This is a genomic window from Variovorax sp. KK3 (genome assembly GCF_001984055.1).
GTDB lineage: Bacteria > Pseudomonadota > Gammaproteobacteria > Burkholderiales > Burkholderiaceae_C > Variovorax.
This window is the reverse complement of record NZ_LYVO01000067.1, coordinates 1-14,426: the sequence shown is the minus strand read 5'-3', so window position 1 is coordinate 14,426 and position 14,426 is coordinate 1. Positions and strand designations below refer to the sequence as shown.

15 protein-coding genes are annotated in these 14,426 nt (G+C 69.9%); 8 read left to right on the top strand and 7 right to left on the bottom strand.

Going from position 1 to position 14,426, the window contains the following annotated elements:
* Positions 1-10: 10 nt before the first annotated feature.
* The 7 genes from B0W80_RS25555 to B0W80_RS25525 all read left to right on the top strand — a co-directional run bounded on the left by B0W80_RS25555 (position 11) and on the right by B0W80_RS25525 (position 6,469).
* A complete protein-coding gene (locus tag B0W80_RS25555) occupies positions 11-448 on the top strand; it encodes a MaoC family dehydratase (protein ID WP_077001969.1) in 438 nt (145 codons plus the stop codon).
* A 104-nt stretch (positions 449-552) separates the two neighbouring features.
* On the top strand, positions 553-1,542 hold the full coding sequence (locus B0W80_RS25550) for a cupin domain-containing protein (protein ID WP_077001968.1): 990 nt from the start codon (positions 553-555) through the stop codon (positions 1,540-1,542).
* Between the two features lie 43 nt (positions 1,543-1,585).
* Complete coding sequence (locus B0W80_RS25545) at positions 1,586-2,824, top strand: FAD-dependent monooxygenase (protein ID WP_179107026.1); 1,239 nt, start codon at positions 1,586-1,588, stop codon at positions 2,822-2,824.
* Entirely contained in the window at positions 2,821-3,702 is an 882-nt protein-coding gene (locus tag B0W80_RS25540; RefSeq protein WP_077001966.1) for a fumarylacetoacetate hydrolase family protein, read from the top strand. Before B0W80_RS25545 ends, B0W80_RS25540 begins: the two co-directional genes overlap by 4 nt.
* Positions 3,699-4,346 (top strand): TetR/AcrR family transcriptional regulator, encoded by a 648-nt coding sequence (locus B0W80_RS25535; protein WP_077001965.1) that lies wholly within the window; start codon positions 3,699-3,701, stop codon positions 4,344-4,346. Before B0W80_RS25540 ends, B0W80_RS25535 begins: the two co-directional genes overlap by 4 nt.
* A 37-nt stretch (positions 4,347-4,383) precedes the next feature.
* Positions 4,384-5,361 (top strand): tripartite tricarboxylate transporter substrate binding protein, encoded by a 978-nt coding sequence (locus B0W80_RS25530; protein WP_077001964.1) that lies wholly within the window; start codon positions 4,384-4,386, stop codon positions 5,359-5,361.
* A gap of 13 nt (positions 5,362-5,374) precedes the next feature.
* Positions 5,375-6,469 carry a mandelate racemase/muconate lactonizing enzyme family protein gene (locus B0W80_RS25525; protein WP_077001963.1) on the top strand — a complete coding sequence of 365 codons (1,095 nt, stop codon included), beginning with the start codon at positions 5,375-5,377 and terminating at the stop codon, positions 6,467-6,469.
* Positions 6,470-6,478: 9 nt separating this feature from the next.
* Here the strand turns inward: B0W80_RS25525 and B0W80_RS25520 are convergent, their stop codons facing one another.
* From B0W80_RS25520 to B0W80_RS25505, 4 genes are all read right to left on the bottom strand, one after another.
* A complete protein-coding gene (locus B0W80_RS25520) occupies positions 6,479-7,384 on the bottom strand; it encodes a DMT family transporter (protein ID WP_077001962.1) in 906 nt (301 codons plus the stop codon).
* Positions 7,377-8,195 (bottom strand): DUF2182 domain-containing protein, encoded by an 819-nt coding sequence (locus tag B0W80_RS25515; protein WP_077001961.1) that lies wholly within the window; start codon positions 8,193-8,195, stop codon positions 7,377-7,379. The genes B0W80_RS25520 and B0W80_RS25515 overlap by 8 nt, the downstream gene beginning before the upstream one ends.
* 10 nt (positions 8,196-8,205) lie before the next feature.
* Entirely contained in the window at positions 8,206-8,808 is a 603-nt protein-coding gene (locus B0W80_RS25510; RefSeq protein ID WP_077001960.1) for a DUF1326 domain-containing protein, read from the bottom strand.
* A gap of 150 nt (positions 8,809-8,958) precedes the next feature.
* Positions 8,959-10,899: a PAS domain S-box protein gene (locus tag B0W80_RS25505; RefSeq protein ID WP_077001959.1), complete on the bottom strand. Its 1,941-nt coding sequence runs from the start codon at positions 10,897-10,899 to the stop codon at positions 8,959-8,961.
* A 256-nt stretch (positions 10,900-11,155) separates the two neighbouring features.
* On the opposite strand from B0W80_RS25505, the gene B0W80_RS25500 reads away from it, so the two are divergent.
* Entirely contained in the window at positions 11,156-12,262 is a 1,107-nt protein-coding gene (locus B0W80_RS25500) for a DnaJ C-terminal domain-containing protein (RefSeq protein WP_077001958.1), read from the top strand.
* Positions 12,263-12,320: 58 nt separating this feature from the next.
* Here the strand turns inward: B0W80_RS25500 and B0W80_RS25495 are convergent, their stop codons facing one another.
* From B0W80_RS25495 to B0W80_RS25485, 3 genes are all read right to left on the bottom strand, one after another.
* Entirely contained in the window at positions 12,321-12,728 is a 408-nt protein-coding gene (locus B0W80_RS25495) for a type II toxin-antitoxin system VapC family toxin (protein ID WP_077001957.1), read from the bottom strand.
* A complete protein-coding gene (locus B0W80_RS25490) occupies positions 12,725-13,021 on the bottom strand; it encodes an antitoxin (RefSeq protein WP_077001956.1) in 297 nt (98 codons plus the stop codon). Before B0W80_RS25490 ends, B0W80_RS25495 begins: the two co-directional genes overlap by 4 nt.
* Positions 13,022-13,098: 77 nt before the next feature.
* Complete coding sequence (locus B0W80_RS25485; RefSeq protein ID WP_083745641.1) at positions 13,099-14,421, bottom strand: LysR family transcriptional regulator; 1,323 nt, start codon at positions 14,419-14,421, stop codon at positions 13,099-13,101.
* Positions 14,422-14,426 lie beyond the last annotated feature (5 nt).

Here is a 14,426-nt window from a genome sequence, read left to right as displayed (position 1 = left end):
TCTCCGCGGCATGAAGTTCGCCGATTTCCATAATGGCCAGGTCATCGAGGCCGGCCCCTACGCGATCACCGAAGCGGAGGTGCTGCAGTTCGCCAACGCCTACGACCCGCAATGGTTCCACACCGACGCAGCCGCGGCCGCCGAAGGCCCCTTCGGCGGCCTGATCGCGAGCGGCTGGCACACCTGTGGCATCGCGATGCGCCTCGTCGCCAAGGCTGCCCTCGAAGGCAGCGAGTCCTTTGCCTCGCCGGGCCTGGCCTACGTGAAGTGGCCCAACCCGGTGCGGCCCGGCGACACGCTGCGCCTGGTGGCCGATGTCATCGAGGTACGACTGTCTGAGAAGCGGCCGACGCTGGGCATCCTGCGTTGGCGCTGGCGGCTGTTCAACCAGCGTGAACTGATGGTGCTGGAGCTGGAGGCGACGAGCCTGTTCAAGCTCGAGGCTTAGGCCCGGGACGGCGGCTGCCCGCCATGCCGCTCAGGGCAAACCCTGGTTGATGATTCGGCTTAGATACAGACAATCCAGTCTGTTTCTTTCAACCCGAGTCACCGATGACCCCGACCGACGTCCCCGCCAGTCCCGCCTGGAACACGCTCGGTTCCATCGACGACCTGATCTCGCGCATCGCCGACGTGAACTGCATCCCCGGCTGGATCGCGCACGAGCCGCCGCTGATGTGGAAGCAGCCGCGCTCCGTCTTCGGCCCCGCGCATTGGCGCTACGACGAGATCCGTCCGGCGCTGGTCGCTGCCGGTCGCCTGATCGGCACCGACCTCGCGGAGCGGCGCAACTTCGTGCTGCGCAATCCGTTGGCGGGCAACCAGTTCGCGACCACGCGGACGCTGGTCGGTGCGTACCAGTCGATCCTGCCCGGCGAACATGCGCGCTCGCACCGCCATGCACCGCATGCGCTGCGCGTCATCCTCGAATCGCAGGGCTCGTACTCGGTGGTCAACGGGCGCAGACATCCGATGGAGAGCGGCGACATCGTCATCACGCCGGGCGGGCACTGGCACGGCCACGGGCACGACGGATCGAAGCAGGCCTTCTGGTTCGACTGCCTCGACATCCCCTTGGTGCACCTGCTCGAACCCATGACGGCCGAAGAACATCCCGAGGGATGGGAAAGCAAGGTCGTCGAGGAGGCGGCCTCGCCAATGCGCTTCGCCTGGCAAGACACGCTGCGCCTGCTCGATGCCAAGGCCGGTTCGCCCGACGACGAGGCGCCCGACTTCGGTACCACCGTCACGCTCGACGCGCCCTCGATGCCGACCATCGCCATCAAGGTGCATCGCCTCCATGCCGGCTGGACCGGGCGCCCCTACCGCCACAGCGCCAGCTCGATCCTCGTGGTGCTGAAGGGCCAGGGCCGCACCGAGGTCGGCAGCGCCACCTACGACTGGTCCTTCGGCGACGTGATCGCCTTGCCGATGTTCGAACGCATCGCGCACGCCAGCACCGAAGGCGCGGTGGTGGTGGAACTGAGCGACGAGAAGCTCATGCGCCATTGCCACTTCTACCAACGCCAGGCCTGTGCCTGACATCGCTTTCCTCGACACTCATCTCATCGAACACATGACCCCCATGGACACTTCACGCGATCCGGTGATCGTGGTCGGCGGCGGCATCGGCGGCGTCGCCACCGCTCTGGCCTTCGCACGCCAGGGATGGCCGGTGCGGCTGCTCGAACAGGCCGAGCAGATCGGCGCGATCGGCTACGGCGTGCAACTCGGGCCCAATGTCGTGCCGATGCTGCGCGCGCTCGGCGTCGAAGAGGCCGCGCGCAAAGCGGCCTACCTGCCCACGCAGCTGCGCCTGCACGACATGAACAGCGGCGCCACCTTGTTCGACATTCCGCTGCGCACGCCGGCCTTCGATGCGCGCTACGGCGGTTCGCCCTACATGGCGATCCATCGGGTGGACCTGCACGAGCTGCTCGTCGATGCGTGCCGCGCGCATCCCGGCATCGACCTCAACCAGTCGACCACCGTGGCCCGCTTCGATCACACCGAGACCGGCGCCTGCGTCACCACCAGCGACGGCCGCACCATCGCCGGCGCCGCCGTCATCGCCGCCGACGGGCTGCGCTCGCGGCTGCGCGCACAGCTGCATCCGAACGACGCCTCGCGCGACACCGGCTACGTCGCGCATCGCACCATCGTGCCGATGGCCGAAGCGCCCGCCAGCATCCGCCAGCACACCGGCGTGACCATGTGGACCGGCCCGGGCTTCCACGTCATCTACTACCCGCTGCGCGACCGCGCCGAGATGAACATCGTCGTGGTCGTGCAGGTGCCCGCCGGCGTGGCGGCCGAGGACAACGCGCGCTACCGCGAGCACCTCGAAGCCATCACCGCCCACGCACGGCCCGAGGTGCGCGACGTGCTGGCTCTGGTCAGCCTGGAGCGGCGCTGGTCCATCGCCGACCGCCATCCGGTGCGGCGCTGGTGCGAAGGCCGCGTCACGCTGCTCGGCGACTCGGCGCACGCCACGCTGCAGTCGCTCGCGCAGGGCGCCGGCATGGCGCTCGAAGACGCGGTGCTGCTGCCGTCGCTCGTCACGCGTTTCGACGGTGACTTTGCGCACGCGTTCAAGGCCTTCGAGCAACAGCGCTTCCTGCGCACCGCCCGCGTCCAGCTCGAGTCGCGCGCGCTGTGGGAGCAGTACCACTGCGACGGCGCACAGGCCGAGGTGCGCTCGGCCCAATGGCAGGAGCGCAACGCCGAAGACTTCCATCGATGCCTCGACTGGCTCTGGAAGCCCGACCTGCCGATCGTCGCCACCCCCACCACCCCTTCGAAGCTGCTACAGGAAACCCCATGAAGATCTGCCGTTTCAACACCGACCGCCTCGGCCTGATCGAGGGCGACCGCGTGCTCGACGTCTCCGCCGCGCTCGAACTCATCCCGGCCACGCGCTGGCTCGGCCTGGCCGGCGATCCGCTGCTGGTGCACCTCGACGCGCTGCGTCCGGCCATCGCCGACCTGCGCGCCACGGCCGCTTCGCATGCCCTGGCAGAAGTCACGCTGCACAGCCCGATCACGCGGCCGACCAAGATCATGGCGGCCCCGGCCAACTACAAGCTGCACGTGGCGCAAGACGCCATCCAGCCCGGCATCGACCACGGCGTGCATGCCAAGGCGCTCGAGGGCGTGGAGCGGCCGGTCGACAAGTACGGCCTGTTCCTCAAGGCCAGCGCCTCGATCGCCGGCGCCGCCGAAGGCGTGCAGATCGTGCTGCCGGACCGGCGCACCGACCACGAGCTGGAGCTGGCCCTGGTCATCGGCAAGCCCGGCCGCAACATCGCACGCGCCGATGCGTTGCAGCACGTGGCCGGCTACACCATCGGGCTCGACATGACGGTGCGTGGTGCGGAAGAACGCAGCTACCGCAAGTCGCCCGACAGCTACACGGTGCTGGGCCCGTCGCTGGTCACCGCCGACGAAGTCGACGACCCGCATGCGCTCACCATGTCGCTGTGGGTCAATGGCGAGCGCCGGCAGCACAGCTCGACCGGCGCGATGACGGTGGACATTCCCGACCTGATCGCGTTCGCCTCGCGCGTGTACACCCTGCACCCCGGCGACGTCATCCTCACCGGCACGCCCGAGGGCGTGGGGCCGGTGTTGCCCGGCGACGTGGTGCGCGTGGCCTGCGAACGCCTCGGCGAGATGCAGTTCCACGTGAGCGAGGCGCGATGAGCAAAGACGAAGCCACGGCCGCACCGGCCCGGCGCACCCAGGCGCAGCGCGCATCGGAGATGCAGCAGCGCCTGGTCGAGGGTGCCATCGAGCTGTTGAAGAAGAAGCGCTATGCCGGCTTTCGCATCGCCGAGGTGGCCGACCAGGCCGGCGTGTCGCGCGGCGCACAGACCCATCACTTTCCGCTGAAGGACGACCTGGTGCTCGAAGCGCTCGAAGCCGTGTACCGCCGCACCTCGGCCGCGTCCACACGCCGCATCGAGAACGCGCGCAAGGAGCCGGCCGCGCTGCTCGACGCACTGGTGCGCGACAGCCGCGAGTTCTTCCTGGGCGACGACTTCTATCTTTCGCTCGACCTCATGATGGTCGGCGCCGATTCGGAGCTGGGCGTGGCGGTCAAGAAGCTGGCCCGCCAGTACCGCCTCTCGGTCGAGCACGCGTGGCTGCGGGCCTTCGTCGACGCCGGTTGCGACGAGGAGGCGGCCGAAGACGTGGTGCTGCTGACCTACTCCATCGCGCGCGGCATGAGCATCCGCAAGCTGATGAGTGGCGAGAGCAAGCGCTTCGCACGCCTGATGGACATCTGGCAGACGACCGCGCTCGGGCTGCTCGACGAACGGAGCGACGACGAGCGCGACGGCTGAGAGATCCCGACCACCTTCATCACGACGAAAGAACGACATGACGAGACAACGACGATTCCTGGCCGCGCTCGCCGCTGCGGCACTCTTGTTCGGCGGCACTGCCGGCGTGCAGGCGCAAAGCTATCCGGCCAAGCCCGTACGCCTGGTCGTCGGCAGCCCGCCGGGCGCGCTGGGCGACGTGCTCGCGCGCATGACCGCCCAGCACGTGGGCGAGCAGATGGGCCAGCCGATGGTGGTCGACAACAAGCCGGGCGCCTCGCTCGCCATCGCGGCCGACACCGTCGCCAAGGCACCGGGCGACGGCTACACGCTGTTGATCGCGCCCGACTCGGCCACCGTGGTCAACCCCTTCGTCTATCCCAAGCTGCCGTACAACCCCACGCGCGACTTCCAGTCGGTGGCGCTCGTCGGCAAGGCCACGCTGGTGCTGGTGGTGGCCAACGCGCTCAACGTCGCCACGGTGCCGGCTTTCGTGCAGGCCGCCAAGGCTAAGCCCGGCGCCATCAACTTCGGCACGGGCGGCATCGGCCATCCCACGCACATGGCGATGGAGCTGTTCCGCAACCGCCTGGGCCTGGAGCTCACGCACGTGGCCTACAAGGGCACCTCGCCCGCCATCCAGGCGCTGGTGACCGGCGAGATCGGCGCGATGATCGTCGGCGTCGCCGAGGCCATGCCGCTGGTGAAGGCCGGGCGCATCACGCCGATTGCAGCCAGCGGCCCGCAGGCGAAGGAGGTGTTCCCCAACCTGCCCGAGTTCAAGGAGTTCAACAAGGACCTCGACGTCTCGGTGTGGTTCGGCATCTTCGCGCCGACCGCCACGCCCAAGCCCGTGGTCGACAAGCTCAACGCCGAAGTCAACCGCATGCTGGCGCTGCCCGAGGTCACCCGCAAGCTTGGCGAGTTCGGCATGCTGGCGCAGCCGGGGCCGCCGTCGCAGCTCGATGCGCTGCAGCAGGTCGACCGCTCGCGCTACGGCCCGCTCGTGAAGTCGCTGGCCATCGTCGCCGAGTGAGCGCGTGGCGGCGATGAACCTGCCCGCACGCGCGTCGGCCGTGCGCAGCGCCACCGCCGAGCTGTGGCGCTATCGGCTCGACAAGCCGGTCGGCGGCTCGGGCGTCGGTGCGGTCGACCTGGTGGTCGTCGAACTGGAAGACGCCGACGGCCACACCGGCACGGGCTTCGGCTACGTGCTCGGCGGCGGTGCCGCGCCGGCCGTCGTCGCGGCGCGCGCCCAGCTCGAACGCTTCGTCGTCGACCATGCGCCGCTGCATCCCGAGGCGCTGTCACGCGCCGTCCTGCGTTCCTTCAACCGCACCGGCGGCGGCGCCGGGATGATCGGCCTGGCGGCGATCGACCTGGCCGCCTGGGACTTGCATGCGCGCCGGCTCGGCGTGCCAGTCGGCATGGCCATGGGTGGTGCCGACCGGGCGGTGCCGGTGTACGGCAGCGGCGGCTATCACGGTGGCCAATCGCTCGAGTCGGCACTGGCCTGCGCGGCGCAGCACCGCGCGCAGGGCTTCCAGGCGGTCAAGCTGCGCGTCGGCGGCGGCCTGCGCGACCTGGCCTTGATCGAAGGGGTCGCCGGCCGGATCGGCCGCGAGACCGCGCTGATGATCGATGCCAACGAGAAGTGCTCCCCCACCACGGCCCGGCGTCTGATGGCGGTCGCGCGCGAGGCCGGCGTTCTTTTCGTCGAAGAGCCTCTGCCTGCGAACGACACCGCAGGCTATGCGCAGCTGATGCGAGACGGCGCCGCGGTCGCGACCGGCGAGCATCTGCAGGGCATCGCCGAATGGGGCCCCTTCCTGCGGGAGCGTCTGTGCGACGTGATCCAGCCCGACCTGGCCATGATGGGCGGCCTCAGCGAATGCCTGCGCCTCGCGCGCATGGCCGAGCTGTTCGGCATCGAGGTGGCGCCGCATTTCCTGCCAGGCGTGTTCATCCACCTCGCCGCCGCGATGCCCAACGTGTCGTGGCTCGAAGACTTTCCACTGCTGGAGCCGCTCTTCGAGCAGCAGCCGCGCTACGGCAGCAATGGCACCCTGCATCTGCCCGATGCGCCGGGGCTTGGCCTCACCTGGGCGGCCGGTGCGCGCGAGGCGTGGAAGCTGGCGTTCTGACGCGCAACGTCACTGCGCCCGCACGGCCCGCGTCCTGCCGAACAGCACGAGCGCGATCCCGCCCAGGATCGCCACCGACGCCAGCGCGAGCCGCGGCGTGACGGGCTCGGCGAGAAACAGCACGCCGCCGAAGGCCGCGATGGGCGGCACCGACAACTGCACCGTCGCGGCGAGCAGGGCGCCGAGCCGCGGCAGCGCCGAATACCAGACCACGTAGCCCAGGCCGGAGGTGATCGCACCCGACGCGATGGCAAGCGCGATGCCCGAGCGGTCCGCATGCGCCTGCGCGGCCAGCACCAGGCTGAGTACCAGCGCCATCGGCGCGGCGCGCACGAAGTTGCGCCCCGTCGCCGCCAGCGGATCGGCCACGCCGCGCCCGCGCAGCGAATACACGCCCCAGGCCACGCCGGCCAGGGCCATCAGCAACGCACCCAGCGGCGGCGGCGCGGCAAGGCCGGGCGACATCAGGTAGACCAGTCCGCCGATCGCGAGCACGAAGCCGGACCACGCCAGCGCGCCGAACATCTCCCCCGCCCGCAGGCCGACGCAGAACATGGTGAGTTGCACCGCGCCGAAGAGGATCAACGCACCCGTGCCGGCCGGAAGGATCAGGTAGGCGAAGGAGAAGAAGGCCACGTAGGCGAACAACATCGTCACGGCCAGCCAGTCGGCCTTCGCCGGGGCTGCCGCCGCCGCCGACTTATCGGGATTGGCGCTGCCGCCTCGCAGCCGCAGGATCAGCGTCAACGCGAGCGCACCCGACACCAGGCGAATGCTGCCGAAGCTCGCCGGGTCGATGCCGCGCTGCTGCAAGGCCATGCGGCACAGCAGCGAGTTGGCCGCGAAGGCCAGCATCGCCACCGTGGTGAAGAGCGCGACCTTGCCGGCCGGCCAGCGGCCCTGCGGCTCAGGCATGGATCGCCACCACGGCCAGCGAGCCGCCCAGCAGCAGGATGCCCAGCGGTGCGCTCAGCCACCGGCCCCAGGGCATGTTCTTCTCGATCGCCATGACGGCGGCAAGCAGGAGCATCCAGCCCAGGCTGCCGGTGCCGAAGGCGAACATCAGCAGCATCAGCGCCCAGCAGCAGCCGACGCAGTAGAGCCCGTGGTGCGCGCCGAGAAGAAAGGCCTGGCGCGCCGGCGCCGGCCCGCGCCAGTGCTCGATGACGAAGCCCAGCGGCGTGCGGCACTTGTCCAGGCACCGGTGCTTGAGCCGGCTGAACTGGAAGACGCCGGCCAGGCCCAGCGTGGCCGCGCCGATCAGCCAGCCGTGCCAGGCCAGCGTGGGCGACTTCGCGAGCAGCGCGAGCAGGCCGCCGTGCAGCCCGTGCGCGAGCAGACCGAAGGCTGCCCAGGCCGCCATGTAGCCCAGGCCCAGCAGCAGCACCAGCCGCCCATGGTCGGCGCGCCGCGCGGTCATGCGGTCGAACACGTTGAACAGCGGCAGCGTGGTGGGCAGCATCATCGCGGCGGTCATCAGCACCCAGGCCAGCGCGTAGAAGAGCCCCGGCAGCCACCATTCGCCGCCGGGCAGGGTGCGGCAGATGAAGGCGGCCGGCCCCGAGGCCGTCCAGTCGCCGTGTTCGAGATAGCGGCCCCAGGGGCTGCGCGCCCAGGCCCACAGCGCTGCCCAGGCGAGCACCACCAGGCCCGCCAGCAACGGCAGGAACACGCGGCGGTGGCGCGCGGCACTCCCGGGCGCCGCGGCGCGCGCTGTGGCGGCCATGGCCCCGCGTTCAAGAGTCGAACACGAAGGTGCTTTGCAGCGCGTTGTGGTTCTTGATGTCCACGTCGATGCCCAGCGCGGCATTCTTCGAGCGGTAGCTCGGCGCCTTGCCGACGAAGACCGGCGCGCCCGGCACGGTCGAGAACACGGTGTCCGACAGCACGGTCTGGCCGCCGGTGGCGCCGCGGTACGGCTCCAACTCGGCGTAGTAGTCGCTGCCGATCGTGAGCTTGCCGCTGCCCTCGTTCACGTGAAAGCCGATCGGTGCGCGTTCCACCGACACCACGTTGCCGATCAGCTTGGCCAGGTCGGCGATCGGCCCGCCGGCCGCGCCGGTGTACACCTTGAGCAGCGCGGCTTCCTGCTCCTTCGAGGCGTTGTCGTCGACGAAGATGGCAGCGCTCCAGTTGCCCTGCAGGATGTTGCCGGGCACGTGCGCCACCGCGGCGACGGTGTTGCCGCCGACGTCCAGGCCGTCGACCGTGCCCTTGTCGATGCGCCAGGCGATGATGGTGTCGCAGGTGCCGTTGTCGGGGTCCTCGCCGATCCAGCAGGGACACAGCACGTTGCAGTTGCAGACCTCCAGCAGGCGACCTTCCAGGTGATAGCTCATTCCGACCTCCTGTCATGTTGATGTCGAAGCGTCACTGACACGAACACGTCACACGGAACTTGTCGCCGCGGCTCGGGCGGCAAGGGAAAACCATGCTACGCCGCTGCAGGGCGCGCGTCCATTTGCCGAATGGCCGAACGCAACGAGGGCTCAGCGCTTGCCGAGCAGCCTTGCCAGCAGCGCTTCGATCTGCGCCACGTCCACCGGCTTGGTCAGGTGCGCGAAGAAGCCGGCCTCGAAGCTCAGTTGCCGGTCGCGTTCCTGCCCATAGCCGCTGACGGCGATCAGCGGCGGCGGCTTCGCCACTTCGGCACGCGTGCGCTGCGCCACCTCCAGGCCGTTCAGGCCGGGCAGGCCGATGTCGAGCAGCACCAGGTCCGGCGCCAGGTGCTTGATCGCCTCCAGCGCACTGAGGCCGTCGTGCCGCATCACGGAGCGGCATCCCAGCGCGTCCATCAGGGCCGACATGGTTTCGGCGGCGTCGCGGTTGTCGTCGACCACCAGCACGAATGGCCGGCCGTCGTGGGGCTGGGAGGTGGAGGGTGGCTTGTCGGGCACGACCGGCGCCGTGCTCCGGGGCAGCAGCACCACGAACTCGCTGCCTTCGCCCGGCACCCCCTTGCTGAAGCAGGCCACCTCGCCGCCGTGCAGGTCCACCAGTTGCTGCACCAGGCTCAAGCCCAGGCCCAGGCCGCCCTGCGAGCGCGCGAGGTCCTGTTCGCCTTGCTCGAACAGGTTGAAGATGCGCTGCAGGTCGCGCTGCGGCACGCCCGGGCCGTCGTCGCGCACGCTCAGTTCCACGCGGTCGCCGCGCAGGCTGGCGCGCAGTTCGACGTGGCCGCTCGACGGCGTGAACTTGATGGCATTGCCGAGCAGGTTGCTGATCACCTGGATCAGGCGGGCGCGGTCGCCGAGCACCCACAGCGGCGACTGCGAGACCTCGAGGCGCACCTGGTGGGACTTGTCGGCGGCCAGCGGCGTCATCGCTTCCAGGGCTTCGGCCACCGCGTCGCGCAGGTCGACCGGCCGCGTCTCCAGCCGGATCTTGCCGCTGGTGATGCGGCCCACGTCGAGCAGGTCGTCCACCAGCCGCACCAGCTGCCGCAGCTGGCGCGAGATGGTGTCCTGCACCAGTGTCAGCTGCGGCGTTTCCAGCTTCAGCCGCTTCATCAGCGCCAGGGCGTTGGCGATCGGCGCCAGCGGGTTTCGCAGCTCGTGGCCCAGCATCGCCAGGAAGGTGCTGATGCGCCGGCCCTCGTCCTCCAGCGAGCTGACGCGGCGCTGCTCGGTCAGGTCGCGCGTCACCTTGGCGAAGCCGATCAGCGCGCCCGAGGCGTCGTGCACCGCGGTGATGACCACGCTGGCCCAGAAGCGGCTGCCGTCCTTGCGCAGGCGCCAGCCTTCGTCCTCGAAGCTGCCCTCGCGCTGCGCGATGCGCAGTTCCTCGTCGGGCCAGCCGCGCGACTTCTGCTCGGGCGGGTAGAACACCGAGAAGTGATGGCCGATGATCTCGTTGGCCTCGTAGCCCTTGAAGCGGCGTGCGCCCATGTTCCAGCTGACGACGCGGCCGGACGGGTCGAGCATGAAGATCGCATAGTCCTTCACGCTCTCCACCAGCAGCCGGAAGCGCTCCTCGCTCAAGCGCATGTGCTCTTCCTGCTGGCGGCGTTCGGTCAGGTCGCGCGTGATCTTCGAAAAGCCGCGGAACCCGCCGTCCGGGCCCAGCAGCCGGGTGATGACGACGTTGGCCCAGAAGCGCGAGCCATCCTTGCGCAGGCGCCAGCCCTCGTCCTCGAAGCGGCCGGTCTCGCGCGCCATCCGCAGTTCGTACTCCGGCCAGCCGCGCGCCAGTTGGTCGGGCGGGTAGAACAGCGAGAAGTGGCGGCCGATGACCTCGTTCGCCTCGTAGCCCTTGATGCGGTGCGCGCCGGCGTTCCAGCTGCGCACGCGACCCTCGGTGTCGAGCAGGAAGATCGCGTAGTCGGTGACCGCATCGACCATCAGCCGGTAGTCGGCGTCGCCCACGGCCGGCATGGGGGCATGCGAAGGCACCCCGGCCAGGGGAACGGAATCACTGCCGGCGTCTGCCATGCGCACCTTCGATCGAGCCGGGCCACCCGCCGGGACGGCGGGCGCGACCCTCGTGTGCCCCGGCCGGCGGAACGGACGGGCCGGGACGTCGGCGGGAGTCTAGCGGGGTGGCTGCGCCCGGCTCGTCGGACGGCGCCTCAGCTTTCGGGGCGGTGCACATCGAGCTGACGTCTTCTTCGGATAGCATTCCCGCCGACGGTGACGCCGCCTCCATGGACCTTCGTCCCGGACGGCCTGCCGCGACGAGGAAACGGGCTTGGGCACCGACGACGCTTTCGCCGAACTGGGTCTGGCATCCGGCGCGAGCCAGGGCGAAGTGAAGGCGGCGTGGCGCCGGCTGGCCTCGCAATGGCATCCTGACCGCAATGGCAGCGCCGATGCGGTGGTGCGCATGCAGCGCATCAACCAGGCCTTCGAAGAGATCCGCCGCGCCGGTTTCAGCGCCCCGTCGTCATCCTCAGAGCCCTCAGCAGCCGACCACGACGCGCCCGCATCCCACCCGCCGACCGACCCCACCACCGGCCACGCCGAGCAGGACGCCGGCGAAACCGCATTCGACGACGACACCGCTACGCGCCGGCAGCGGCGGCCCATCCACCGCAAGGTGAAGCTGTCGCTCGAAGAGGCCGCGGCCGGCTGCATCAAGGTGCTGCGCGGCAAGCTCACCCAGACCTGCGCCACCTGCGAGGGCGCAGGCCACCAGGTGCTGGGCGGCAACTGCGCGCGTTGCGGCGGGTCGGGCGCCGTGCACAAGCGTTCCTTCTTCGGCTGGCCCACCGGCACGGCCGAGTGCGAGGCCTGCCTGGGCGGCGGCATCGCCAGGCAGCCATGCGCGGCCTGCCGGGGCAGCGGCAAGACCGCTGCGCGCGCCTACCAGGTCAAGGTCCGCATTCCGGCCGGCGTGCGCCACGGCGATCTGCTGCACGTCGACGGCCGGCGCCTGCGGCCCGAGCGGCTCGCCGCCGATCTCGAAATCCGCATCGAGCTGTTGCCGCATGCCTTCTTCACGCTCGACGACGACGGCACCCTCCGCTGCGAGATCCCGGTCGATGGCTTCGCCTGGCTCGCCGAGCGCCCGGTCCCGGTGCCGACACTCGCCGGCCTGCGCCCGCTGCAGCCCAGCCGCAGCCGCGTGTCCTACTGCCTCGAGGGCCAGGGATTCCCGACCGCACGCGGCGGCGCCCACGGTGATCAGTGGGTGACGCTGGTGCCCGTGTTTCCGCAACAGCTCAGCACCGACCAGCAGATCCTGCTCGACCAGCTCTGCGCCACCACATCGGGCGCCGGGGGCCGAGGCGTCGATAACCGGCTCGATGCGTGGCGGCGGGGCCTTCGCGCATGGGAGCGGGGGCTGGGCGGCTGACATCGGCGATCGCTGCGATCGATGTCGTCCCTGGGTCGGACTGGCGTTGCAGGTCGCGCTAACGCCGCAGCCAGTTTTCGACGCTGAGGCGTGGCACCCTGCCAAAGTGACGCTCGTTGTCTGTCACCACGATGAGGCCGAGGGCACGCGCGTGCGCTGCGATCATCGTGTCGTAGTGACCGATCGGAATACCGGCACTTTCGAGTTCGGCGCGTAACTCCCCATGCGCATCGGCCGCATGACGATCCCACGGCAGCACATCCGCAACCTGAAGGAACTCCTGGACCAGGCGAGCCAAGCGCCTAGCCTCGGGTCGCTTGGACAAGCCGTAGACGTGCTCGGACATGGTGATGGCCGAAATGCACCACGCCTCTTGCGGGAGCGCGCCGAGCTTGGCTTCGATGGCAGGTTCTCCGCGTATCGCCGCGCTGGTGATGTTGGTGTCCAGCATGTAGACCAAGGTCATTCTTGCCAGCCTTCGAAGGGGTCGCGTTGTGGCGGCTTTGCGATGGAGTCCTCGCGATCCCGCATGAGGCTGTCCAGGCCCTCTGCGGTCAATTCGGCACGCATCTGTTCGCGCAACACGACGAAATTCGCCCAGCTCTTGCGCGTCTTGGGTGAGAGCACTACTTCGCCTGAGCGGGCATCTCGACGGATGTAGACCTCTTCGCCGTCGAAACGGAATTCGGCGGGCAGGCGCACTGCCTGGCTTCCGCCGTTGGTAAACAGCCGCGCTGTGCGCGATGGGTCGGCAATCATCGATATTCCCTTGTGAATGCTCGTGTGGAACTGTCAGCCAGTTTAATCGGCGGATGTATATATGCAAGTATAGACATCTAGTATTTGCTCGCAGACCGGCCCTGGACCCGCCGTCCGGCCTTGCGAAAATCCTTCGACCCCGCCACCAGCGCCTCGATCTCCTGCATCAGCGCCCGCGCCCCCGGCGACGGAAACGCGCCGGTGCGCTGCGTCAGGCCGATCTCGCGCCGCGTGGCATCGAGCGGGAAGTCGAGCACCACCAGGCTGCCGTCGCGGATCTCGTGGCGCAGTTGGTGCGGCGAGATAGCGGTGACCATGTCGCTCGCCAGCAGCAGGCCGCGCAGCACGGCGAGGTCGCCGGTCTCGACGCTGGGCACGGGCGTCGGTTGCCGCGCTGTAGAGAAGAAGCGCTCCAGCAGGTCGCGCGAAGGCGAGCCGGGTCGCGACAGCACCCAGCGCGCCTGCTGCAGCGTGTCGAAGCCGATGCGTGCGGCAGCGGCCAGCGGATGGCCTGCGCGCGCGATCACGGCGAGGCGGTCTTCGAACAGCGCGGCCTGCTGCAGGTCGCGTGCCTCGTCGGCGGGGCGCAGGGCGCCCAGGATGAAGTCGACGTCGCCGCTGCGCAGCGAAGCCGCGAGCGCGTCGTAGGGGCTCTCGACCGTGGCCACGTGCAGCAGCGGGTGCCGCGCCAGCAGCGAGGCGATGGCCAGCGGCAGGATCTGCGTGCGGCCCAGCGGCAGCGCGCCCACCATCACGCTGCCTTGCAGCGTGCCTTCGCTGGCCGCGATGTCGGAGCCGATGTGGCGCAGCTCCGATAGCACGCGCTTGAAGTAGAAGGCCGCGATCTCGCCCGCCGGCGCGGGCACGAGCCCCTTCGCCCGGCGCTCGAACAAGGTGGCGCCGAGGCCGCGCTCGAGGTCTTTCACCGTGCTGCTGATGGCCGGTTGCGTGATGCCGAACTCGTGCGCCACCGCGGCCATGTGGCGCTTCTCCGCCAGGCTGGCGACCACCGCGAGGCGCCGGCCGTTGAGGATCGAGGCGAACAGCGACTGCACTTCCGCCCCGGCGCCGATGCCGCCGCGCGCCACCAGCTGGGCGCGGGCCTGTTCGAACTCCTGCTCGACGCGGCGCGCGCGTGCCAGCACCAGCGCACCGTAGGCATTGAGCGCCATGCCGCGCGCGCGGCGGTCGAAGAGCGGCCGGCCCAGCGCGGCCTCCAGCTCCGAGACGGCGCGCGTCACGGCCGATGGCACGCGGTACAGCGCCTCGGCGGCCGCCGCGATGCTGCCGGCCGCGGCCACCGCCGAGAACGCGCGCAGGTGGCGCAGGTTGATGCCCAGCGCGCCGCCGTGCTCGCGGTCCATAACTTTGTGTTGCGGGCGATCGGGGTGCGCGGCCATGGCAG